The organism is Lachnoclostridium sp. An169 (genome assembly GCF_002160525.1).
GTDB lineage: Bacteria > Bacillota > Clostridia > Lachnospirales > Lachnospiraceae > Mediterraneibacter > Mediterraneibacter cottocaccae.
Genome location: NZ_NFKT01000024.1, coordinates 44,834 through 69,338, shown reverse-complemented (window position 1 = coordinate 69,338; position 24,505 = coordinate 44,834). Strand labels below are relative to the sequence as shown.

General features: G+C 46.3%; 23 protein-coding genes. 7 read left to right on the top strand and 16 right to left on the bottom strand.

Translation table 11 applies throughout. The features are described from left to right. Positions 1 to 103 precede the first annotated feature (103 nt). The 16 genes from B5F07_RS15590 to dnaA all read right to left on the bottom strand — a co-directional run bounded on the left by B5F07_RS15590 (position 104) and on the right by dnaA (position 17,548). Positions 104 to 1,510 (bottom strand): DUF5702 domain-containing protein, encoded by a 1,407-nt coding sequence (locus tag B5F07_RS15590; protein WP_087162184.1) that lies wholly within the window; start codon positions 1,508 to 1,510, stop codon positions 104 to 106. A gap of 11 nt (positions 1,511 to 1,521) precedes the next feature. Beyond that, positions 1,522 to 1,677, bottom strand: a complete 156-nt coding sequence (locus tag B5F07_RS15585) for a Flp1 family type IVb pilin (RefSeq protein ID WP_242972553.1) — start codon at positions 1,675 to 1,677, stop codon at positions 1,522 to 1,524. Between the two features lie 82 nt (positions 1,678 to 1,759). Beyond that, a complete protein-coding gene (locus tag B5F07_RS15580; RefSeq protein WP_242972551.1) occupies positions 1,760 to 3,046 on the bottom strand; it encodes a type II secretion system F family protein in 1,287 nt (428 codons plus the stop codon). Further along, positions 3,036 to 3,629: a type II secretion system F family protein gene (locus tag B5F07_RS15575; protein WP_087162196.1), complete on the bottom strand. Its 594-nt coding sequence runs from the start codon at positions 3,627 to 3,629 to the stop codon at positions 3,036 to 3,038. Before B5F07_RS15575 ends, B5F07_RS15580 begins: the two co-directional genes overlap by 11 nt. A 109-nt stretch (positions 3,630 to 3,738) precedes the next feature. Next, positions 3,739 to 4,953 (bottom strand): CpaF family protein, encoded by a 1,215-nt coding sequence (locus B5F07_RS15570; RefSeq protein WP_087162182.1) that lies wholly within the window; start codon positions 4,951 to 4,953, stop codon positions 3,739 to 3,741. Further along, positions 4,950 to 5,984 carry a hypothetical protein gene (locus B5F07_RS15565; RefSeq protein WP_087162195.1) on the bottom strand — a complete coding sequence of 345 codons (1,035 nt, stop codon included), beginning with the start codon at positions 5,982 to 5,984 and terminating at the stop codon, positions 4,950 to 4,952. The genes B5F07_RS15570 and B5F07_RS15565 overlap by 4 nt, the downstream gene beginning before the upstream one ends. Positions 5,985 to 6,188: 204 nt before the next feature. Further along, positions 6,189 to 6,398, bottom strand: a complete 210-nt coding sequence (locus B5F07_RS15560) for a pro-sigmaK processing inhibitor BofA family protein (RefSeq protein ID WP_087162181.1) — start codon at positions 6,396 to 6,398, stop codon at positions 6,189 to 6,191. Between the two features lie 89 nt (positions 6,399 to 6,487). Next, positions 6,488 to 8,023: a DUF4153 domain-containing protein gene (locus tag B5F07_RS15555; RefSeq protein ID WP_162613150.1), complete on the bottom strand. Its 1,536-nt coding sequence runs from the start codon at positions 8,021 to 8,023 to the stop codon at positions 6,488 to 6,490. Then, a complete protein-coding gene (locus tag B5F07_RS15550) occupies positions 8,016 to 8,234 on the bottom strand; it encodes a helix-turn-helix domain-containing protein (RefSeq protein WP_087162179.1) in 219 nt (72 codons plus the stop codon). The genes B5F07_RS15555 and B5F07_RS15550 overlap by 8 nt, the downstream gene beginning before the upstream one ends. A gap of 12 nt (positions 8,235 to 8,246) precedes the next feature. Continuing rightward, positions 8,247 to 8,699, bottom strand: a complete 453-nt coding sequence (locus tag B5F07_RS15545; protein ID WP_087162178.1) for a DUF2975 domain-containing protein — start codon at positions 8,697 to 8,699, stop codon at positions 8,247 to 8,249. 226 nt (positions 8,700 to 8,925) lie between these two features. Continuing rightward, positions 8,926 to 11,436, bottom strand: a complete 2,511-nt coding sequence (gene gyrA / locus B5F07_RS15540) for a DNA gyrase subunit A (RefSeq protein WP_087162177.1) — start codon at positions 11,434 to 11,436, stop codon at positions 8,926 to 8,928. Positions 11,437 to 11,461: 25 nt separating this feature from the next. After that, entirely contained in the window at positions 11,462 to 13,399 is a 1,938-nt protein-coding gene (gene gyrB / locus B5F07_RS15535) for a DNA topoisomerase (ATP-hydrolyzing) subunit B (RefSeq protein ID WP_087162176.1), read from the bottom strand. An 11-nt stretch (positions 13,400 to 13,410) separates the two neighbouring features. Beyond that, positions 13,411 to 14,499 (bottom strand): DNA replication/repair protein RecF, encoded by a 1,089-nt coding sequence (gene recF / locus B5F07_RS15530; protein WP_087162175.1) that lies wholly within the window; start codon positions 14,497 to 14,499, stop codon positions 13,411 to 13,413. A gap of 36 nt (positions 14,500 to 14,535) precedes the next feature. Continuing rightward, complete coding sequence (locus B5F07_RS15525; RefSeq protein ID WP_087162174.1) at positions 14,536 to 14,751, bottom strand: RNA-binding S4 domain-containing protein; 216 nt, start codon at positions 14,749 to 14,751, stop codon at positions 14,536 to 14,538. A gap of 17 nt (positions 14,752 to 14,768) precedes the next feature. Further along, entirely contained in the window at positions 14,769 to 15,878 is a 1,110-nt protein-coding gene (dnaN, locus tag B5F07_RS15520; protein ID WP_087162173.1) for a DNA polymerase III subunit beta, read from the bottom strand. A 299-nt stretch (positions 15,879 to 16,177) separates the two neighbouring features. Beyond that, on the bottom strand, positions 16,178 to 17,548 hold the full coding sequence (gene dnaA / locus B5F07_RS15515) for a chromosomal replication initiator protein DnaA (RefSeq protein ID WP_087162172.1): 1,371 nt from the start codon (positions 17,546 to 17,548) through the stop codon (positions 16,178 to 16,180). A 458-nt stretch (positions 17,549 to 18,006) separates the two neighbouring features. On the opposite strand from dnaA, the gene rpmH reads away from it, so the two are divergent. The 7 genes from rpmH (at position 18,007) to mnmG (ending at position 24,495) form a co-directional block, all read left to right on the top strand. Beyond that, positions 18,007 to 18,141: a 50S ribosomal protein L34 gene (gene rpmH / locus B5F07_RS15510; RefSeq protein ID WP_004847680.1), complete on the top strand. Its 135-nt coding sequence runs from the start codon at positions 18,007 to 18,009 to the stop codon at positions 18,139 to 18,141. 58 nt (positions 18,142 to 18,199) lie between these two features. Further along, positions 18,200 to 18,538, top strand: coding sequence for a ribonuclease P protein component (rnpA, locus tag B5F07_RS15505; protein WP_087162171.1), 339 nt, complete (start codon positions 18,200 to 18,202; stop codon positions 18,536 to 18,538). Between the two features lie 34 nt (positions 18,539 to 18,572). Then, positions 18,573 to 18,785, top strand: coding sequence for a membrane protein insertion efficiency factor YidD (gene yidD, locus B5F07_RS15500; RefSeq protein WP_204248856.1), 213 nt, complete (start codon positions 18,573 to 18,575; stop codon positions 18,783 to 18,785). A 12-nt stretch (positions 18,786 to 18,797) separates the two neighbouring features. Beyond that, positions 18,798 to 20,153, top strand: a complete 1,356-nt coding sequence (locus B5F07_RS15495) for a YidC/Oxa1 family membrane protein insertase (RefSeq protein WP_087162169.1) — start codon at positions 18,798 to 18,800, stop codon at positions 20,151 to 20,153. Between the two features lie 63 nt (positions 20,154 to 20,216). Beyond that, positions 20,217 to 21,119 (top strand): RNA-binding cell elongation regulator Jag/EloR, encoded by a 903-nt coding sequence (jag, locus tag B5F07_RS15490; protein WP_087162168.1) that lies wholly within the window; start codon positions 20,217 to 20,219, stop codon positions 21,117 to 21,119. A gap of 102 nt (positions 21,120 to 21,221) precedes the next feature. Continuing rightward, positions 21,222 to 22,628 carry a tRNA uridine-5-carboxymethylaminomethyl(34) synthesis GTPase MnmE gene (gene mnmE, locus B5F07_RS15485; protein WP_087162167.1) on the top strand — a complete coding sequence of 469 codons (1,407 nt, stop codon included), beginning with the start codon at positions 21,222 to 21,224 and terminating at the stop codon, positions 22,626 to 22,628. Then, positions 22,594 to 24,495, top strand: coding sequence for a tRNA uridine-5-carboxymethylaminomethyl(34) synthesis enzyme MnmG (mnmG, locus tag B5F07_RS15480; protein WP_087162166.1), 1,902 nt, complete (start codon positions 22,594 to 22,596; stop codon positions 24,493 to 24,495). Before mnmE ends, mnmG begins: the two co-directional genes overlap by 35 nt. Positions 24,496 to 24,505: the final 10 nt, after the last annotated feature.

Sequence of the window (24,505 nt, the reverse complement as noted above, 5' to 3'; positions counted from 1 at the left end):
TCGCAGCTTTTTCCTTTCTACAGTTTCTTCGGGGGTGTTTAAAAAATTAAAGATGACAAAGGGCATCTGCACCGGGGATGATTACTGTTCACTTTTTCCTTCGTTATTCATATCCGAAATACGCCGGGAACTCATACGTGATATTCCCGTATATCTCCACTGTATTTTTCAGTTCCAGTCTGGTAATACACTGATCTGCACGGAAGAAATCCATGCCTCTCACAGCAGAAAGATTCTCCTCCACTCTGTCGATTGTTCTCATCGTTACATTGTCTTTATTTTTCAGAAACAGAAATCCTCTCAGATAGTCTTCATAGGAAATCCCATCTTCCGTGTCTCCTCCGGAAAGGTCTTCCGTCCCTGTACCGAGGGTGAACAGCGAGAATAAAGAGACCTGCCAGTTTTCCTTACTTTTCACCAGAGGCGCTTTTCTTCCCGCCAGCAGAGTCCTTATATCCACTACACTCTCCCCTGCCGCCCATGCCAGAAGAATCAGAGGACTGACTGCCTCGGAAAGTTCCGGGTTCAGCAGGATCACGGATATGGTCAGTGCCAGGGCTTTTGCCTCCCCCTGTTTCTGTGTATCCGTCATAAGATAAGCGTAATTAAGTGCCATGCGGATCAGAAATATTTTAAGAAGAACAGCCTCCAGATTCTCTTTGTCCGAAGATTTTCCTTCCAGAATATATTCCACCTCGTATTCGAGAGAAGTATTCCGATTATCATCCTCTTTTGCGGCGCCGCTGCTGTCCATTGCCGCATTTTTAAAGTACTTAAGCACATATTCGTCAAACATCAGCTTTTCTTCAATTCCGTCCATATTCTGACGCATCGGAAAGGATCCCCTCCCTGTCGTCCGGCTCCGGTATGATACCTGCTTTTCCAGGCTGACCGCCCTGCCGGACAGACTCATCTCCCCGGGAAGTACAACGGAGAGAAGTCCTGATTTTTCGATTTCTTCCAGGCAGGTGAAGGGATCTTCCTCCAGTTCTTCCGAATCCCCTCGTATTTCATTGAACTCATCCAGAACGGAGGAGCCCTCTTCTTTCAGCTCTTTTTCCATTTCTTCTGTCTCAATCTCCTGTCTGCTCCACTCTCCCGTCAGTCCGGTAAGATTCTGTATAATCCCGATTCCGTATCTCTGTTCCATATACGCAAGTACCTGCTCGCGAAAACTCTGTCCGTTGTTATCCGTAAGATACTGGATTCCGGTGATTTCATGTTCCGTTCCCGGACTTCCGTAATAGTGCATCCGTCTCAGAATATTATCTTCCTTATATTCCCCTGAGCCATAGGATCCTTCAAGTGCAAACACATGGTAATCTTCCAGAAGGTTTCTCTGATATTCTCCAAATATGGAAAATATCGCTCTGTCTGTTTCCAGACGGCTCATGTTTTTTGACACATGTATCGATGAAATCTGAAGAATTCCCGAGATAAAGGAGACCAGAAGCACAAAAACAATGCTGAGAAAGGCTGTGATCTCTCCTTTTTTCTCCTGAATCTTCATTTCGGTCTTCCTCAGATATTCGCACTTTCCGAGGTTATCTTGTCAAAGATCGTGTTAATCAGGTCAATCAGCTGGTTCTTAAAGATAAGCAGAAGTGCAATGATAATCACCAGTATAAGCACAAGCTCGATCACCGTGATTCCTGAAAGGCTCCGGCGGATCAGCATGTCATCCAGCCAGTTTTTCACAGCCGCCACCCAATTTTCCGCTTTTTTCCACATTGTCCTCATTCTTTTCCTCCCTTACTTCTCAGATCTGAACGGAGAACAGCGCCGGTATAATCACAATGGCAAATACAACCGCAAGCATCATAAACAGCGGGATCATCATCTTTGTTCCGGCCTCTTCTCCCAGTTTCTTTGCTGTATTCTTACGCTCCTCAAATGCTTCCTCTGATTCTTTTCGCAGCAGTTCGGTGATCCCCTTTGAACCTTTTCTGAGATTCTGGGAGAGCATGGTTCCGAACTTCCGGTATACCGTGATTTTACAGCGCACACCGAACTCCTCATAGCATTCTCCCTCCGGGGCACCGCTCTGAATCTGATTCATGGTATGTACCATCTCTTCATAGGCACAGCGCTCTCCTGATTGTTCCTTCTCTTCCTGATAGCTGCCTGCAATGCAGAACCAGGCGCGCCTCACCGTCATCCCTGCTCCGATATACAGATTAAACTTACTGATAATCTGCGGATAATCCCTTTTCATCTGGATAATCCGTTTCTTTTCTTTTTCTTTCCTGTTCTGATTTTCCGAGACACAGAGCATGCACGCCGCACCGAATCCGATCACCAGTACTGCATAAGCTCTGTTATCCTTCTCCATACTCCAGGAGACTTTCCTGCCCTCTACTTCTTCCGGGAGAATCATATACTCTTTTGTCCGGTTCTCTTCATCCGCCTTTTTCAGTTCTTTCTGAAGTTCATTCATCATTTTTTCCGAATTACTGATCTTTTCCGGAAATACTCTTGCATAAAACTCGCAGACTGACTGTTCTTCTTCGTAACTGAGGTTCGCTGTCAGCTTTACCAGTACTCCGTCTTCCGGCGTTTCCTGATTGTACACTTTTCCCTGGCGGTCAATGATTTCATGATTGTCTGTCTCCCATTCCACGCGGATTCCGGTATCCGGTATCTGAGTGAAGAATTCCAGGTCGGTTCTCACCTCTTCCAGACTTTCATTGTCCCCGAGAATCCGTTTATCCAGAGTTGCTCCCGCTTCGTCGAAGAGCTTCCTTACTTCCTCCGGATCGTACATCTCCTCTGACACGGTGATATCTACTGATTGCTCTGTTCCTTCAATCTCCGCTTTCAGCACAGTGCTCCTGTCTCCTTCTCCCTGGCCGTTTCTTCTTAATATCTTCTGTCCCTGTTCATTGGTTTCAACCTCCCTTGCGCTGTCCCACGCATATACACAGACAAAACAGACCGCTGCAGCTGCAGCCACTGCTCCCGCTTTTCTCAATACAGGACTTTTCAAAACCGATCGTACCCGCTCTTTTACTGCTTCCGCTCTTCGTCTTTTCTCTCTATACTTCAATCTGCATCAGTCTCCTCCCGTACATATAAGCCGCCAGGTAAACCGCCAGACATCCGCTCATCACCGCCGCCCCAGGCAGATTTCCATACAGCATGGACAGGAAATCTCCGAATGTCATCTTCATGTACAGAATGATAAAGAAAGGAACTGCACACATGATTTCGAATTCCAGTTTCTTTGCGGCAAGCATCGTCCGGATCTCCCTTTCCGTATCTATCTTTTCTCCGATTATCTTCACCGCGTTCCGGATCAATGCGATACTGTCGCCGCCGCTCTGTCTGGCCGCTGTAAAGACATTGACAAAATCCGTCACATCCTCCTGCCTTACCCGGTCTGCGAACTCTCCGAGGACCTGCCCTGCCGTCCGGTTCATATCCAGCTTATATATCATCAGCGTATATTCCTTCATGATCCGCGCCTCTTCCCCGTACATGGGGGAGAGATCTTTCCTTGTCTCCCGGATTGCATTTTCCACGGAATATCCGGCTTTAAGCGCCGCCGACACCGACTGTATACTGTCCCTGAACTGGATCCGGAAATCCATCTCTTTTCTCTTTGCCCTGTCCTCCAGCCACTCTTTCATATACAGAATCCAGATGGGAAAAAGGATGACGCCCGGAACAAATGATTCATAGAATACATAGAGAATGAGGAGAAACACTACTGTTGTCTTTATAAAGCCGGCTGCATATTCACGTTTTCTTATATCCTGCAGCCAAAAGCTTCCCCTGATTTTCGAGCTCACCGATCTTCATAAGGCTTCCCTTAATTTTTTCATGCTCCACGCCCTCCTCTCTGAATTCATACAGGGGATTGGTAAGGATCCTTCCGTTCTCACAGACTGTCACCTCTGCAATCTGAAGCACCTTTCTCGACCTGTCCCTCAGTCTTCCCAGATGGATAATAATGTCAAGCGCCGACGCAATCTGCCGCTGAATCGCCTGCAGAGGCAGATCAATCCCCATCATCATCATGGTTTCCAGACGGTTCAGCATATCTGACGGATTGTTCGCATGTCCCGTGGACATGGAACCGCTGTGCCCGTTGAGCATTGCAGAAGAGATCATATCCACAGTCTCATCGCCCCGTACTTCTCCCACGATGATCCGGTCCGGTCTCATTCTGAGGGCTGATCTGATAAGATCCCGTATGGTAACCGCTCCTTCTCCCTCCAGATTGGCCGTTCTCGCTTCCAGTTTCACCAGGTTCTCAACTCCCCGGATCTGCAGTTCCGCATTGTCCTCAATAGTGATGATCCTCTCCTCTTTTGGAATAAAGTCCGACAGCGCATTCAGAAATGTGGTCTTTCCCGCCCCGGTTCCCCCGCTTACGAAAATATTGTATTTTGCGCTCACAAGTTTTCCCAGAAATTCCGCGGCCTCCCGGGTAATGCTCCCCATCTTTATGAGCTGCTTCATGGTGACTGCCTCGGATGGAAATTTCCGGATGGTGAGAACCGGACCGTTCACGGCAACCGGTTTGAGAACCACATTCACCCGTGAGCCGTCTTTAAGCCGGGCATCAGCGATGGGTGAAGACTCATTGACATACCGGTTCGTCTCTCCTACAATCTGCTGTATCACGTCCATCAGCCTGTCCTCCGATAGAAATCTCCGTTCGGATTTGAAGAGTCTTCCGCCTTTTTCAAAAAAGATATTTTCCGTCCCGTTCACCATAATCTCCGTTACCGCGTCATCCTCGATCAGCTCCTGCAGGATATCCAGTTTTCGGAACGCATTGAAAAGCTCCCTGCTGATCTGTATCCGTTCACTGAGCGAGATGAATTCCTCTTTTCCTGCCTCTTCCAGTACATTACGTATAATTTCCCGGAGCTCTTCGTCCCCTGTCTCCCGTGACATATCCATCCTGAGCATTATCCGCTCATAAAACTGCTCGGTTCTGATCATCCGGCGCTCTCACTTCTTTCTCCCGTGTTTCTCGTCCTTCCCGCCTTTTTCTTCACTGTTTTCGAGAGGATATCTCCGTATCCGGCGGCCCTGAGATTCTCCTCGTACTGGCTGATCTTCGCTCTTGCCGCTCCCTCTTCCAGATAATGGGTATAAACTCTCCCGCACCTTCGTAGGATGTCGTAAAGACCGCTGATACAGTCTCCCAGATCGAGAATCACCACGTCATAGATGCATTTTTCCAGAATTGTATCAAAAAGCAGCATCCATTCTTCTTTCGTAACTCCCCGCAGGTCGCACTCGTTTTTCATGGGCATGATATAGTCCATGCCACCCGCCTGTCCGGTCATGGCGCTGATTCGGATTCCGGGATCTGTAATCTCCTGTCTGACATAATAGATCAGATCCCCCAGATCGTACTCCGGCCCGTCGGGAAAATAGAACCTGCCTCCTGAATATCCCTCCATGTTCAGATAGAGAACCGACCGCTTAAGAGCAAGCTGCTTTCCAAGGCGTATGGCAAACTTTGTCTTTCCCGCCCGGTGTACCGGAGAGTAGACTCCGATGAGTCCCATAAAGTCCGGAGCATCGCGGATCCGTACCCCGCCTTTTTTCTTCCCGGCCTGTTCTGCGGGCACGCATGTCTGGTATCCCAGTATGATCTTTACGATCTGGTCCGCCGGCTGATAGCGGAAGACAGGCTGCTCCGTCACATTTTCCCCTGGCAGAGAACAGGAACCGGTTGCTGCAGCCTTATCCGGCAAACGCTCCCCTGTCAGAAGGAACTTTTCCGCCGCAGGAATCTCTTCTCTCTGCCCGGCGGGATATTCTTCCCCGATCAGCAGGATTCCGACCGGATTCTCCATGGCAAATGCCTTCAGTCTCTCTATGTTCCGGAAAAGGTAAAACTGGCAGTCCCCCGGGAACTTCTCCCTCAGTGCCTTCAGAAGATTTTCCGTGTATTCTTCCTGTAAATCACAGATCACAAAGTGTCCTGATCCACTTCCAACATCTTTTTTTACTACTGACATAATCTGAGTTTTACTGCGAATTATCAGTATGAACAAAAATGTATGAACGCCGGACCGTAAAACTTCCGGCTCAAGATCCATCAGCCATCCCCCGATATGCCGATGGTTCAGCAGATGATTTCCTGCTGTTGTAAGACGCATTATAAACGGCGGATTTTATTTTGTCCAGACGCAAAATAAAATTCGCCGCTTTTTGTAAAAGATTCACAAAATCTGATAGCAGACAATCCCGTAAAGAAGACAGACCCCCGGAATTCCAAGGCTTCCGGCTGTCAAAAAGGAGACTGCATTCAGACCCACATTAATTGAAGAATCAGCGGGAAGCACACAGGTATTTATCAAAAAAATCAGGGCCATCCCGATCACTGCACGGATGAAAAAATTGATCACTGCAGATGAGATTCTGTTTCCCATACAACCGCTTCCCTTATCTGTATTCTTTTTTATTCTATGACGTGTTCTGCCATTTTATTCCTTTCCGGCAATCACTCCATTCCCCTGTTTCAATACTTTACCTGGGGATACCAGTTTTCTGCCGCATCGTATGCCCGGCTTCTCGCATAGTTCCAGGTGCGAAGCGACTGTTCCGTACTTTTCCCGCGCAGATTTTCAAAATAGTAATACACATCTCCGATCACATCGCCATTGTACTCTTCTGATATCTCTTCGAGTGTATCCAGGTCGATCCGGGCGATTACCGGAGCCGCGTCCTCTGACAGGCTGTAGAGCAGATACCGGATATCTTCCGGGGTCATATTCTCTGTGTTCTCCACATTGTAAGAAGCAATCACCGCATCGATATGAGAGAAGGAAAATACAATGTAACACACCGACACAACCGCCATGATATAGCGGAACAGACGGAATTTCTCCCGGAATATACTGTAGATCACTCCCAGGAAAATCAGCATGAGCATTCCCAGAAACCACAGCACCAGTACTCTTAAGAACGTCAGGTTATACTCTGATACATAGAGCATCATCCGGTATGCCGCAGACACGATCATCACACAGGTACACACGGAAATTATACATAGCAGAATCCGGAGGATCCTGTTATTTTCAAATACCTTCACACATACAAGAACCGCGCCGAAATTGATAATGCTGACGAACAGAAGCTGCCAGAATCCTTCATGTGCATATTCGGAATACGTCATACCGTCCGGAAGAGCGTCCCCTACTCTGAGAAAAAGGAAAAGGATCTGAACTGCAGAGTAGAGTACATAGATAAACGCAAGCACGGAGGCAAATGTTATTCCTGTTACGGCATTTACATTCTTCCTGTTTTTCTTTTCCTCCAGAGGAAGATCTTTTTTATACAGTCCGGAGAAAAATGCATATATTGAAATCATCCCCAGGAAAAAAGTAAACAGAATTCCCAGAAGATTTTCCACATCGATATATTCAAAAATAAATCTCATATCAACGAGCCTGAAAATGTTGATAAACATCTGAGAAAACACTCTGTCCGACATAAGAAGCAGCGGAAAAACAATAAGCATAAAGAGAAAAGCGATAAATATTCCAAGAATTACAGGACCCAGATTTTTATATTTTTTCCTCTTTTTCTCCTGCTTTTCTTCTGCTGCTTTTCTGTGTTTCCTGATTTTTCCCCAGTCTGAAAAAGGAGAAGGAACCTCGGATATCCACGCTCCGATGAACCGGAAAAAGTTTTTCACATAAAGCGTAAATCCCCAGAAGTTATCCTCATAGATCTGGTGAACCATCACTGCCATCAGCAGGAGAAGAATCCCTGCCATATTAAAAAAGTGAAAAAACGTATTTGCAGTCAGGCATGTAGACACTCCCAGAAGAAGAATCCCCGCGAAGTAAAAAACAGAATCCCTCTTCAGACGGATGCCCGCCCGGTTCAGGAACGCCGCCGCAAACAGAATCGACACAAGAACCATAACCGGAAATGCCGCGCCGGAAAGATTTTTATAGAGACAGCCGGTAAAAAGCAGTCCGTATATACAACTCATTGCCAGATACCATCTGCTGTCCTGCTTCATTTTCAGAGTTAAAGAATTATCCATTCCCATCATCCTCCACATATTCAAGGATATCGCCGGGCTGGCACTCCAGAACTCTGCATATGGCATCCAGTGTTGTAAACCGGACCGCCTTTGCCTTGTTGTTCTTTAATATAGAAAGATTTGCCATGGTGATATCCACTTTATTTGCAAGTTCTGTTACACTCATTTTTCGTTTTGCCATCATTACATCCAGATTCACTATAATTGCCATCTCGTTCTCCTCCTATATCGTCAGGTCGTTTTCTTCTTTAAAGCGGACGGCCTCCGCAAACACAAGACTCAGCACATGGCTGAAAAGTCCCGCGATAAAGAAGGTAAGTACGATGATAAATGTAGCCGGAGTCGGCAAAAAGAAGATCTTGATAAGGAAAAGCACACAGATGCAGAAACTTACCCTTCCCATAATCTTCAGGCTCTTTATATTGTTATCCACAAAACAGTCTTTTTTCACAACTGTTTTCATCACTTTTCTGAGCTCATATACGATCAGAAGACCGCATATTCCGGATAGTCCTAAAATGATCAGCATTCCCCAGTAGTTTTCCCTTATGCTCTGTGAGAAATATTTTCCCGCAAGATTTAGAGTCAGCGGCAGGGTAATCACTACGAGTAAGCCCGTGAAAAACATAAAGTCCAGAAAATATTTTGTAAATGGTATCAGTCTGCTCTGTTTCATAATTTTGTCTCCTTTTCCTTTTCTTCTCAGATCCTGACTGCATTATATGCTCACATCATATCATTTGTCAATATAATTTTATTGTTTTTCAATAAATTTATTCTCTTTCTCAATAATTGCTTATTATATTTCAATAATTACTTATCATATTTCAATAAAAAAGAGGCTCAGCCGCTTCATCTTACTGAAACAGCCAAACCTCTTATTTCTTTCCGGAGCCGGCGGATTATTCCGTCTCCGCTTTCTCCTCTTCTCCATCTTCGGAGATCTCAATCTGTTCTCCGTCGATTTCCGCGGAAGCCTTTCTCACTTTTGCAACACTGGCTACCTTTTCATTTTCAGGAAGATTAATCAGTTTTACTCCTGATGTGATTCTTCCGTATACCGAGATATCAGAACATTTCATGCGGATAATAATTCCTTCGGTATTGATAATCATAATTTCACTGTCCTGATCCACAGCTTTCATTCCCACCACATTGCCGGTCTTCTCAGTGATCTTGTAACACTTCACACCTTTTCCGCCGCGGTTCTGCGGTGTAAATTCGCTCATTTCCGTGAGCTTGCCCATACCTTTTTCCGATACTACAAGCAGATATTCGCCCTGACTGCTGATCTGCATTCCGACTACAAGATCGCCGTCAGTTAAGTTCATGCCTCTCACACCCATGGAAACTCTGCCTGTCGGACGTACATCCTGCTCATTGAAGCGGATACACTGGCCGTATTTCGTAGCGAGAAGGATATCCTGCTTATTGTCTGTCACCTTCACCTCGATCAGCCTGTCATCTTCTCTGAGAACAATGGCGGCAAGTCCGGTCTTTCTTACATTTGCGTACTCGCCGATCGGCGTCTTCTTGACCAGACCTTTCTCCGTCGCCATGAACAGATATTTTCCGTCCTCATATTCATTGAGCGGAATCATGGCTGTAATCTTTTCATCCGGCATCAGCTGAAGGAGATTGATAATTGCGGTTCCCCTTGCCGTTCTTCCCGCCTCCGGGATCTCGTAGCTCTTCAGCCGGTAAACACGCCCTTTATTCGTAAAGAACATAATGTAATGGTGCGTTGTGGTGACGAACAGCTCGCGGATATAATCATCCTCCAGCGTCTGCATGCCTTTGATACCTTTTCCGCCGCGGTTCTGGCTCTTAAAGGTATCCATGCTCATCCGCTTGATATATCCCAGATTCGTCATGGTAATAACCACGTTTTCTCTCGGTATGAGATCTTCCATGGAAATGTCAAACTCATCATATCCGATCTTGGTCCTTCTGTCATCTCCGTACTTCTCGGAAATCACGAGAATCTCTTTCTTAATTACGCCAAGAAGCAGTTTCCTATCGGCAAGAATTGCCTTCAACTCGCCGATCCGCTTCATCAGCTCGGCGTATTCCGTCTCGATCTTCTCTCTTTCCAGACCGGTCAGAGCACGCAGACGCATGTCTACGATCGCCTGTGCCTGCACATCTGTCAGTCCGAACCGCTCCATCAATTCCGTCTTGGCGATCTGGACTGTGGCGGATCCTCTGATGATCCGGATTACCTCGTCGATATTGTCAAGGGCGATAAGCAGACCCTGTAAAATATGGGCTCTCTCTTCCGCCTTGTTGAGATCGTATTTTGTTCTTCTTGTTACAACCTCTTCCTGATGCTGCAGATAAAAATTAAGCATCTCCAGAAGATTCATAACCTTGGGCTGATTATTTACAAGAGCAAGCATAATCACGCCGAATGTATCCTGAAGCTGGGTATGTTTGTAAAGCTGGTTCAGGATCACATTGGGATTCACATCCCGCCGGAGCTCGATGCAGATTCTCATTCCCTCGCGGCTCGACTGGTCGCTTAAGTCTGTGATTCCGTCGATCTTTTTCTCTTTCACAAGATCCGCGATCTTCTCAATCAGCCTTGCCTTGTTTACCATAAACGGAAGCTCTGTGACAATGATCCTGTTCTTCCCGTTCTGCATGGGTTCGATGTTCGTCACAGCGCGTACCCTGATCTTGCCTCTTCCGGTCCTGTATGCCTCCTCGATCCCTCTTGTTCCGAGGATCTCTGCTCCCGTCGGGAAATCCGGCCCCTTGATGATCTGAAGGATCTCGTCGATGGTCGTCTCTTCTTTATCTTCGATCTGATCGTCAATGATCTGCACAACCGCAGCGATAACTTCTCTCAGGTTGTGGGGCGGAATATTCGTCGCCATACCGACTGCAATACCGGAAGTTCCGTTCACCAGAAGATTGGGAAATCTTGACGGCAGCACGGTCGGCTCTTTCTCTGTCTCATCAAAGTTCGGTACAAAATCAACGGTATCCTTATTGATGTCCGCTGTCATCTCCATGGAAATTCTGCTCAGACGCGCCTCCGTGTACCTCATCGCGGCAGCGCCGTCTCCGTCCACGGAACCAAAGTTTCCGTGTCCGTCAACAAGGGGGTATCTGGTAGACCAGTCCTGCGCCAGATTTACCAGGGCTCCGTAGATGGAACTGTCTCCGTGGGGATGATATTTACCCATTGTATCACCGACAATACGCGCACACTTACGATGCGGCTTGTCCGGTCCGTTATTCAGTTCGATCATCGAATAGAGAATTCTTCTCTGCACGGGTTTGAGTCCGTCTCTTACATCAGGAAGCGCCCGGGCTGCGATTACGCTCATGGCATAATCGATATAGGAAGTCTCCATCGTCTTCTTCAGGTCGACCTCGTGGACTTTATCAAAAATATTATCTTCCATGTCTTATCTCCTTAATAAAAAATTATCAGATGTCCAGGTTTCTGACATACTTCGCGTTCTCTTCGATAAATTCCCTTCGGGGTTCGACTTTATCGCCCATCAGCGTAGTGAAAGTAAGGTCGAGTTCGGAAGAAGTCTCCTCGTCCATGGTCACCTTCAGAAGAATCCTGTGTTCCGGATCCATGGTGGTCTCCCAGAGCTGCTCCGCATCCATCTCTCCCAGACCTTTGTAGCGCTGGATCTTGTTGTTGCTGTCTCTTCCCACTTCGTTGATGATGCTCGCAAGCTCCTCATCGCTGTATGCATACCAGACTTTTTTGTTCTTTTCCAGCTTATAGAGAGGCGGCTGTGCCAGATATACATACCCCTCTTTGATCAGATCCGGCATAAAACGATAGAGGAATGTCAATAATAACGTACTGATATGGGCGCCGTCCACATCGGCATCTGTCATGATAATAATCTTGTGGTATCTCAGTTTTGTGATATCAAAATCATCGTGGATTCCGGTTCCGAATGCCGTAATCATCGCCTTGATCTCCGCATTGGAATAGATCCTGTCAAGCCTTGCCTTCTCCACATTGAGGATCTTTCCTCTCAGCGGAAGGATCGCCTGGGTGGCACGGTCACGCGCTGTTTTCGCGGAACCGCCGGCGGAATCTCCCTCTACGATGTAGATCTCACAGTTTGCCGGATCCTTGTCGGAACAGTCGGCAAGCTTTCCGGGCAGGGACATACCTTCCAGAGCGGATTTTCTTCTTGTCAGATCCCGGGCTTTTCTCGCAGCCTCTCTTGCGCGCTGCGCCATAACGGACTTCTCAACAGTCAGTTTTGCCACGTTCGGGTTCTGCTCCAGGAAGATCTCAAGCTGGGTGCTCACAATATTATTGACCGCACCTCTTGCCTCACTGTTTCCGAGCTTCTGTTTCGTCTGTCCCTCAAACTGGGGATCCTCGATCTTGACGCTGATGATAGCGGTCAGACCTTCCCTGATATCTTCCCCGGTAAGATTTGCTTCACTGTCTTTTAAAAGTTTATTCTTTCTTGCATAATCATTAAATGTCTTTGTCAGCGCACTTCTGAATCCCTCCACATGGGTTCCGCCCTCAGGAGTTGTAATATTGTTTACAAATCCGTATGTGTTGTCCGTGTAGGAATCATTGTGCTGCATGGCAACTTCCACATACACGCCGTCCTTTGTTCCCTCGCAGTAAATAATCTGGTCATAGAGAGGCGTTTTGCTCTTATTCAGATAGGACACGAACTCCTTGATGCCTCCCTCATAGTGGAAGGTGTGCTCGTGAAGCTCTTCCCCTCTCCAGTCCCGAAGAACAATGCGGAGTCCTCTTGTCAGAAATGCCATCTCACGAAAACGCTGTTTGAGCGTATCATAGTCAAAAACAGTATCCTCAAAGATCTCCTTGTCCGGAAGAAACGTAACCTTTGTCCCCGTTCTGTCCGGTTCACATTCACCGATCACTTTCAGTTTATATGCGACTTTTCCCCGCTCATAGCGCTGTTTGTAGATCTGTCCCTCGTGGTAGATCTCCACCTCAAGCCACTCGGAAAGCGCGTTTACAACAGATGCACCTACGCCGTGAAGGCCTCCGGATACCTTATATCCCCCGCCGCCGAATTTTCCGCCGGCATGAAGGACGGTAAACACCACCTCAACAGCCGGGAGACCTGCCTTATGGTTAATTCCCACAGGGATTCCGCGGCCGTTGTCGCTGACTGTCACCGAGTTGTCTTTATTGATGTCCACCTGAATCTCGTCACAGTAACCTGCCAGAGCCTCATCCACCGAATTGTCCACGATCTCGTATACCAGATGGTGAAGACCTCTCACGGAAGTGCTGCCGATATACATCCCCGGTCTTTTCCTCACAGCCTCCAGGCCTTCCAGTATCTGGATCTGATCCGCCCCATATTCAGCGTCAAATTCTGTTCCTGATGCACCCATTTAATAACCTCCTAATTTGCTTTTACTGCCTGCCCGTTCCTGATATGAAAAATCTTGTTTATGGAAAACCGGTGATTCACGAATTCATCAAGTCCGGTACAGGTAATTATCGTCTGTATGTCATGTATACTGTCTAACAGATAGTTTTGCCTGTGTTTGTCCAGTTCAGACAACACATCGTCAAGCAAAAGTATCGGTGTATCTCCGATCAGCCGTTTTACGTGCTCGATCTCCGAGAGCTTCAGAGAAAGAGCAGCTGTCCTCTGCTGTCCCTGGGAACCGAATTTGCGGATGTCCAGTCCCCCCTCCGTCATGAAACATATGTCGTCCCTGTGAGGTCCCACAGACGTACTTTTCAGACGGATATCCCGCTCTCTGTTCTTCTTAAGAGCCTGCTCCAGCGTAAGGTTTCCTATGCTCTCCTCGTAGGTCAGCATGATTTTTTCCTTTCCGCCGGTCAGTTTATAATGTATTTCAGAAATTATTTCATTTACTTCAGAAATAAACTCTCTTCTTCTCTCCAGCACTTTTGTCCCGTATGCCACCAGCTGCATATCCCATATATCCAGCGTCTCCATGAGATGTGCCTGTCCGTATATATCTTTTAACAGGGAATTTCTCTGATTAATGATACGATTATAATTTGACAGATTGCTGAGATATATTTTATCGAGCTGTGAAAGTTCCAGATCAATAAACCGTCTCCTGCCTGCCGGTCCCTCCTTGATGATATTTAAGTCCTCCGGAGAGAAGAACACAAAGTGGACAATGCCGAACAGTTCACTGGCCCTGCGTATCGGTATCCTGTCGATTGCGATACCTTTCGGGCTGTTCTTCTTGAGATGCATATCGATCTGAAAACAGCTTCCCTTTTTCTCTACAACTGTCTCCAGATGGGATTCATCGTGTCCAAACTGAATGATGTCTCTGTCTTTCGTTCCCCGATGTGATTTGGTAGTTCCTGACAGATACAGCGCCTCAAGAATATTCGTCTTTCCCTGGGCATTGTCCCCATACAGAATATTTGTCTTCGGATCGAATTTCAAATCTAAAAAATCATAATTTCTGTAGTTTTTCAGCTTTAAAGATTTGATTACCATAATCTACCCATCGTAATTATTCTACACTTTTTCCTGTTATTTTTCAATTTTAATTTCCCTGCCCGCATATGCCGCAACATCGCCGTCATAGAGCTTCCTTCCACGGCGGGTGTCCGTCTCCCCGTTGACAGTCACTTCACCGTTCTGTATGACTTCCTTCGCTTCGGCGCCGTTCTCCACCAGCCCCGCCGCTTTTAAAACCTGTCCGAGCCGGATGAAATCTTCTCCGGCTCTCAGTCTGAATTTATCCATTACCCTCATACTCCTTCTTATACTGCCGCGTTAAAGTTAACCGGAAGAATCAGATAGATATAGCTCTGTACCTCGTCCTTGATAAAGCACGGTGCCTTTGCATTCATGAAGTACAGGTCTACCTCTTCGTCATCAATGACGCGGAGCGCATCGATTAAGAATTTGGGGTTGAATCCAATCAGCAGATCCTTTCCCTCTTTCGTACACAGGATCACTTCGTCCATGGATCCCACCTGGGATTTGATCTTCAGTTCCATGGACTCGTCCCGGATATCGATGATGATGGGCTTCTTGTCTCCCTCCTTGATGAGAAGGGTAGCACGGTCGATACACTCAAGGAGTTCTCTCTTGTTAATCCTTACCTTTGTCTCGTAGTCGCTGGAAAGCATCTGGTCAATCTTGAAATACTCCCCTTCAATCAGACGGGATACGACTACCGTGCGGTCAAATTCGAATACAATATGGTTCCTGGTAAACGAAATGTCCACGTCTGCCTCTGCCTCGCCTCCGATGATCTTGCTGATCTCCTGCAGAGTCTTTCCCGGGACGATCACCTTCTTCGGAGAATAGGAATCCTTCAGTTCGATCTTCCGGATGGAGATTCTGTGTCCGTCCAGGGATACCACCTTCAGGACATTGTCCTCAATCTCGAAAAGCTCTCCGGTCATCATCTTGTTTGTGTCATTATCAGCGATTGAAAAAATCGTCTGACGAATTACTTCCTTGAGCGTAAACTCCGAAACGGTAATAAAATCATCCTTCTCGACAGCCGGAAGATAGGAGAAATCTTCTCCTGACTGTGCTGCAATATTAAACTTCGCTTTCTCGCAGGTAATGAGTGCCTGGCTGTCATCCTGTGTCTCGATCACAACTTCACTGTCCGGAAGCTTTCTTACAATCTCTGAAAAAATTCTTGCATTCAGGGCAATGATGCCTCTTTCAATAATCTCACCGTCAATGGAAGTCTCTATTCCAAGCTCCATGTCATTGGCAGTCAGTTTGACGACGTCTGTGGACGCGTCAATCAGAATACATTCGAGGATCGGCATTGTTGTTTTTGATGGAACAGCCTTTGATACAATACTTACTCCTTTGACAAGATTGGATTTGGTACAAACAATTTTCATTTGCGGTAACTCCTTTCGCTGTGTGGAAAAATTTTCGCGCGTGCGCTTTTATGTATTTTGGTATGAATCGATTCCGCCTTCGCCGCCTTAGGGGATGTGAATATGTTAATATCTGCCTCAAACCCTTGAAAAACAAGGCTTTGTCCGCTTTGATAACTCTGTAGGTTTCGATTGAAATCGATGTAGAATCTGTGGGAATAATTCAGGGTGCAAAAATCCGTCCTGACGTTATTCCCAGCTTCTTCACATCATTATTCCCAGTTTATTTACAGAGTTATCCACATCGGCTGTTCCGAAGGTTATACAGGGTTAATTTTCTTCTTTATGATATTCACAGTATTGTTAAGGGCCTCGTCTGTCTTAAGGTCCTTCTCAATTTTCTTGACTCCGTGGCTGATGGACGCATGGTCCTTCCCGCCCAGAAGGGCGCCGATGGATTTCAGCGCTGTGTCGGTCATCTCCCGGCACAGATACATGACGATCTGGCGCGGAAGAACGATCTCGGAGTTCCTTTTCTTCCCTTTCAGTTCAGAGACAGGGATGTTAAAGTGTTCCGAGACAACTTCCAGAATCAGTTCCGGAGTGATCACCCGGTTGTTGTCCGGGGAGATCATATCCTTGAGAGCTTCCGCAGCAAGCGGAATATCGATAGGTTTGTTCTCAAGGTTGGAGAGGGCGATCAGCTTGTTAAGCGACCCTTCCAGCTCACGGATATTTGACTTGATATTATTGGCAATGTACTGCATGACTTCATCCGGAATGTGATAACGCTCCAGTCCGTCAAGTTCTTCTTTCTTCCTGAGGATCGCCATCCTCGTCTCATAGTCCGGGGAGGAGATATCCGCGATCAGTCCCCACTCGAAACGGGTACGGAGTCTGGCCTCAAGAGTTTCAATATCTTTCGGCGGCTTATCACTGGAGATGATGATCTGTTTTCCGGATACATGAAGGTGGTTAAATGTGTGGAAAAATTCTTCCTGGGTACTTTCCTTACCGATGATAAACTGGATATCATCGATGAGAAGCACATCGTTGTTTCTGTATTTTTCACGGAAAGTGGTCATTGCCAGCTCATTTCCGTTTTTACCGACTTTCAGGGCATCGATCAGCTCGTTGGTAAAAGTCTCACTTGTGACATAGAGAACTTTCTTTGAGGGATCGTTCTCCAGAATATAGTGGGCGATGGAATGCATCAGGTGGGTTTTCCCAAGACCTACGCCTCCATATATAAAGAGAGGATTGTAGATCTCGCCCGGAGATTCCGCCACCGCGAGAGAAGCAGCATGTGCGAAATTATTGTTGCTTCCCACGACAAAAGTATCAAATGTATATTTGGGATTAAGGTTTGCATTTTCATAAAGGGCATTGACCTTGTTTTTCTTAATAATATTCTCCTTCTTTTCCTGAAGGACGGTCTGGTTGTCCGTGACAAACGCGACCTCATATTCGATCCCGGTTACTTCTGCAATGCAGACTTTGAATGGGAGCAGATATTTTTCTTCAATATGTTCAAGGCTTGCCCTTAATTTTACAAGAATATAAACCGTGTTGTCTTTTACTTCATACACAGTCAGAGGCGCTATCCATGTATTATAGGAAATATTGGATGAGCAGTACTCAAGTTTCATCTTATTCAGTATCTGATCCCAGTTCTGTTCTACAATGTTCATCAAAAGTAACTCCTAATCAATATAATAGAGAGATATGAAGGCAAAATCTCTCTACTACATTTTACATCAAAATGTTGGCATAAGCAACGAAAAATCCGTGTTCATAACTTTATTAACATCTTTAAACCGCTCCCCGGGTAGTTTTCCAGATAAAATTTATTTTTTTCAACACGTTATTTTGTATTTATCCAATAGTTATCCACAAGTTATCAACAAATGTGGAAAACTTGTGGATAACTATTGGATATTTATGGGATATCTGCAAAGTTTTCCACACAGGCATGGTGAAAAATGGAGGACAAAATGAAAAACAGCGAAAAAACGCTGATTTTGCTTGACTTACAGCCATTTTTTAACTATAATTAAGAGCAGTGTCTTTTGGGAGAAAAAGATACGGGAGAATGATAATTATTGTGAATACTTTAATAAGTATAACAGAAAAGGGAGGTGTATGAGGAATGAAGATGACATTTCAGCCGAAGAAAAGATCCAGATCAAAAGTTCATGGATTCAGAGCAAGAATGAGCACACCGGGCGGAAGAAAAGTTTTAGCTGCCAGAAGAGCAAAAGGGAGAAAACAGTTATCAGCTTAGGCCGCAGATATGTGGCCTTTTCTTCTATTTATTATTAGTTAATATTGAAGAGGTATTGATGAAATTTTCCGAATCTTTAAAGAAAAATAAAGATTTTCAGATTGTTTACAGAAAGGGGAAATCCGTGGCCAACAGTTACCTTGTTATGTATATTCTTCCGAATAATACAGACAGGAACCGCCTCGGAATCTCCGTCAGCAAGAAAGTAGGAAACAGTGTTGTGAGGCACCGTCTCACAAGACTGATCAGAGAGAGCTACAGACTGTCAGAAGTTCATTTCCGAAGTGGGTATGATATTATTGTTATAGCAAGAAAGAGCGCAGGAGAAAAAGGGTATCATGAGATTGAAAGTGCGCTGATCCATCTCGGAAAACTTCATAATATATACGTCCCTTAGGACGACAATAAATCTACAGAAGGAAGTGGCGCGGATGAAACGGATCCTCATAGGCATGATCCGGTTTTACAGAAAATATTTATCCGGTCTGAAAGGGTACAGCACCTGTAAGTATTATCCGACGTGTTCTCAGTACGGTCTTGAGGCGATTGAGAAATACGGGGCTTTAAAGGGCGGCGCAATGGCGCTCTGGCGGATCCTGCGCTGCAATCCATTTTCAAAAGGCGGATATGATCCGGTACCTTAAGGAGGATAAGTAATGGAAGTTTATGGACTTTTAGCCTCGGGCTATGGGGACTGGCCGATCATCGGGCAGATTGCATGGCTGCTTGGTCAGATCATGAACGGTATCTACAATGTAATGAGTGCGATCGGTATCGAGAATATCGGTATCTGTATTATCATCTTTACGGTGATTGTTTATTCACTGATGATACCGCTTACCATCAAGCAGCAGAAATATTCCAAGATGTCGGCGGTAATGCAGCCTGAAATTCAGAAAATCCAGAAAAAGTATGAAGGAAAGAAAGACCAGGCGTCCATGCTCAAGCAGCAGGATGAGATGAAGATGGTCTATGAGAAGTACGGCACGTCAATGTCGGGCGGATGTCTTCCGCTTCTGATCCAGATGCCGATTCTCTTTGCACTGTACCCGGTTGTTTACAATATTCCGAGATATGTGTCCGGTGTGAGAAAAGTTTACGAGCCGGTTGTGGAAGCGATTATGGCGACAGACGGATGGCAGTCCATCATGGAGACCATCGGTTCTGCAAGTCCGGTTCTGATGAATCCGGATTCCTATGATTACAGCAAGGCAAGCACGATCGTAAATGTACTGTACAAGTTCCAGGATGCAACCTGGGGACAGCTGATCGATCAGATCCCGTCCATTTCCGATATTGCCCATTCAACGATGGACCAGGTTACACACCTGAACAGTTTTATCGGTATCAACATCGGTGAGGCGCCGATCACTCTGCTGACGAATGCATTCCACAATAGATCTTTCACGGGAATCATTCTGGCGGTTATCATTCCGATCCTGGCAGGTCTCACACAGTTTATCAGTGTAAAACTTACATCGGCGCAGCAGCCGTCCACGGGAAACAGCCAGGACAACCCGATGGCAGCGTCCATGAAGACAATGACATATACGATGCCGCTGTTCTCCGTATTTATCGGATTTACAATGCCGGCAGGTATGGGACTTTACTGGGCTGCCAGTGCTGTGGTAAGATGTGTGCAGCAGCTCGCAATCAATAAATATCTCAGCAAGAAATCTGTGGAAGATATTATTAAGGAAAATCAGAAGAAGGCTCAGAAAAAGCGCGAGAAGAAAGGTACCTCTGCGAAGGAGATCAACCGCATGGCGCTGACGAGCACAAGGAATGTAGGAAATACTTCCAGACAGCAGACAGGACTTACGGATGCTGAAAAAGAAGAGAAGTTAAGACAGACCCAGCAAAGAGCGATGAACGCGAAACCGGGAAGCCTTACGGCAAAGGCAAATCTGGTAAGCAGATATAACAGCGGTCTTGCTACAGAGACACCTGCTGATGAGAGCAGCAGTGAAGACAAGAAAGAGACTAAGAACAAGAGTAAACGGAAAAAATAGTCGTCTGTCCGCAGCAGACGCCTGAAGGCAGGGCGTCTGAGCAGGAGAAAGGAAGGAATCGGGATGAAAGGAAGTATCAGGGTATCAGCAAAGACAGTTGACGATGCAATCACAGAAGCATTGATTCAGTTGGGCGTTACAAGCGACAGACTTGAATATGACGTAATTGAAAAAGGAAGCCCGGGATTTCTGGGAATCGGCATGAAACAGGCGGTAATCGAAGCCTGGAAAAAGGAAGAGCCCGAACCGGAAGAAGATATCTTCTCAATGGATTTCTTAAAGGAAGAAAAAGAAGAAAAGGACGAAAAGCCTGTTCAGATGAAGGAAGAGAAAGAGGAGCAGGAGACAAAGGACGAAGCTGAGAAAGAGACAGAAGTAAGGAAAAAAGAGAAAAAAGAAATAAAAAGAGAACCAAAGAAAGATAAAAAGAAAGAAAAGAAAAAGGAAGCACCCCAGCCGCAGGAAGTACAGACAGAAGGAAAAAGGGAAGAAATCGAGCTTGCAAAAGTGGAGGATGAGACGATCCAGGCAGTTGAGAAATTCATCAGGGATACGCTTACGGCCATGAATATGGAAGTTGAGATTCACTCCGAGATTGACAGCGACGGCGCCCTGTTTATCGACATGAAGGGGGAGCATATGGGGATTCTCATCGGAAAGAGAGGACAGACTCTGGACGCTCTGCAGTATCTTGCAAACCGTGTCGCGAACAAGCACCAGGAAGGCTATGTAAGAGTGAAACTTGATACGGAGAATTACCGTTCGAGAAGAGAAGAGACTTTGAAGCATCTGGCAAAGAATATCGCACACAAGGTGAAGAGAACGAGAAGACCGGTTGCACTTGAGCCCATGAATCCGTATGAGCGGAGAATCATCCATTCCGCGCTGCAGTCGGATCCGTATGTGACGACCCACAGCGAGGGAGAAGAACCTTACAGAAAAGTTGTAGTTACTCTGAAGAGATAGTTTTTCAGATTTTGTTCTGAAGCGAAAGGACGTTTTACGCTTCACGAGACTTTCGTGAAGACGGCAAAACGTCCTTTTGTGCGTGAAGGAGGTTGATATATCATGGAGAGAGAGACGATCGCGGCGATATCGACAGGAATGACGAACTCCGGGATCGGGATCGTGAGGATCAGCGGCGAGGAGGCTTTTCCGGCAGCGGACAGGATATTCAGAGGCAGGGAAAAAGTCTCGGATGTAAAAAGCCACACGATTCATTACGGGCATATTTACGATGGAGAGGAAGAGATTGACCAGGTACTTGTCATGGCAATGAGGGCTCCCCACACGTATACGGGGGAGGACACGATTGAGATCAACTGCCACGGCGGTACATTTGTGGTGCGCAGAGTTCTTGAGACTGTGCTGAAAAACGGAGTGAGGCCGGCAGAGCCGGGGGAGTTTACGAAGAGAGCATTTCTCAATGGCAAGATGGATCTTTCCCAGGCAGAGGCAGTCAGCGATCTGATCACATCCAGAAACGAGTACGCAAGGAAAAGTTCGATCAGCCAGTTGAAGGGCAGCGTAAAAAATAGAATCAACGACATAAGAAATGAAATCATCTATCATACGGCTTTCATAGAGAGTGCGCTGGATGACCCGGAACATATCAGTGTGGACGGATATGGGGATACGTTGAAAACAGCGGCGGAGAAGATTGTTTCTGAACTGGACAGGCTGATTTTATCATCAGATGACGGAAGAATTATGAGGGAAGGGATCCAGACCGTCATACTGGGAAAGCCGAATGCGGGAAAGTCATCCCTCCTGAATGTTCTCATGGGGTATGACCGGGCGATTGTGACAGAGATTGCCGGAACTACAAGGGACGCCCTGGAAGAACAGATTCATCTGAAAGGGCTCAGCCTGAATATTATCGACACGGCGGGCATCAGGCAGACGGAAGATATTGTAGAAAAAATGGGTGTGGATAAGGCGAAGGACTATGCGCGGAATGCGGACCTCGTGATCTACGTTGTAGATGCGTCCGAAGAACTGGATGAGGACGATGATAAGATTCTGGATCTGATCCGGGATAAAAAGGTTATCATACTTTTAAACAAATCCGATCTGAAAACAGTGGTAGATGTGGATAAGATGCGGGAAAGAATCCGGACAGTGTGGATAAATGATAAAAATGCAGACCTTTCAGAGATACCGGTGATCGAGATTTCCGCAAAGGAAGAGCAGGGAATCAGCGAACTGGAGAAGACGGTGGAAAAAATGTTCCTGAAGGGAAGTATCTCGTTTAACGATGAAGTCTATATTACAAATGCAAGGCAGAAAAGTGCCCTGACGGATGCGCGGGAGAGTATGAAAAAAGTAATTGGAAGCATCGAAAACGGTATGCCGGAGGATTTCTATTCGATTGATCTGATGGATGCATATGAAGCGCTTGGAAGAATAACAGGAGATTCAGTAGGAGAAGATTTGATCAATGAAATATTCAGCAAATTCTGTATGGGTAAATAAAGACGAGTATGATATTGCCGTGGTAGGAGCGGGGCATGCCGGATGCGAGGCAGCCCTTGCGGCGGCGCGTCTTGGATTTAAAACAGTTATATTTACAGTGAGTGTGGACAGTATTGCACTGATGCCATGTAATCCCAATATAGGAGGCAGTTCAAAGGGACATCTGGTAAGGGAAGTAGATGCTCTCGGCGGAGAGATGGGGAAGGTCATAGACCGTACATTTATTCAGTCAAAGATGCTTAACAGTTCGAAAGGACCGGCGGTTCACTCACTGAGGGCACAGGCGGACAAGGCGGAGTACAGCAGGGCGATGCGTCAGGTACTGGAAAATCAGGAGAATCTTGATATCCGTCAGATGGAAGTGACGGATATTCTTGCAGAGGACGGAAAAGTTACCGGCGTACAGACCTACTCCGGAGCAGTCTATCACTGCAGGGCTGTTGTTCTTTGCACCGGAACCTATCTGAAAGCAAGATGTATTTACGGAGATGTGAGTACCTATACCGGCCCGAACGGACTGCAGAGCGCCAATTACCTCACGGACAGCCTGAAGGCTCTGGGAGTGAAAATGTACAGATTCAAGACAGGAACTCCTGCCAGGATTGATAAAAAATCTATTGACTTCAGTAAAATGGAAGAGCAGAAGGGTGACGAGAGAGTAGTACCGTTTTCTTTTACCACGGATCCGGAAGACGTACAGATCGAGCAGGCATCCTGCTGGCTCACTTATACAAATGAAAATACGCATGAGATTATCCGCAGAAATCTGGACCGTTCGCCATTGTTTTCCGGGGCGATTGAGGGGACGGGGCCGAGATACTGTCCGTCCATAGAGGATAAGGTTGTAAAGTTTCCGGACAAGAACCGGCATCAGGTCTTTATCGAACCGGAAGGACTTCACACAAACGAAATGTATGTGGGAGGTATGTCAAGTTCTCTTCCGGAAGATGTACAGTATGCAATGTACAGAAGTGTACCGGGACTGGAAAATGCTAAAATAGTTCGCAATGCGTATGCTATAGAATATGACTGTATTGATGCCAGACAGTTGAAAAGCACACTGGAATTCAAGAATATAGAAGGACTGTTCAGTGGAGGACAGTTTAACGGCAGTTCGGGATATGAGGAAGCAGCGGCACAGGGATTGATTGCAGGAATTAATGCGGCGAGAAAACTTCAGGGAAAAGACGGAATTGTCATAGACCGGTCTCAGGGATATATCGGTGTTCTGATTGATGATCTTGTCACAAAGGAGAGTCATGAGCCATACCGTATGATGACTTCAAGAGCAGAGTACAGGCTTCTCTTAAGACAGGATAATGCAGATATCCGTCTGACAAAGATCGGGTATGAAGTGGGGCTGATCAGTGAAGAAAGATATCAGAAGCTTCTTCTGAAGGAGAAGCTCATCGATGAGGAAATTCATCGTGTGGAGCATACGAATATCGGCACATCTCCGGAAGTTCAGCGAGTCCTTGAATCATGGGGGAGCACGCCCCTTTCTTCCGGAACAACACTCGCTGAACTGATCAGAAGACCGGAACTGTCCTATGAAAAACTCCGAGAGATCGATAAGAACAGACCGGAGCTTCCGGAGGATGTTATCGAACAGGTAGATATTAACATAAAGTATGACGGTTATATCAAAAGGCAGATGCGGCAGGTAGAGCAATTCAAAAAGATGGAGAACAAGATTATTCCGGAAGATATCAATTATGACGAGATTCAGAGCCTCAGGATAGAGGCAAAACAGAAACTGAATCAGATACGTCCCCTTTCGATCGGACAGGCTTCCAGAATATCCGGGGTGTCACCGGCAGATATATCCGTACTGCTTGTTTATCTGGGTGGAAAAAAGAGTGTATAAGTCTGTAAAA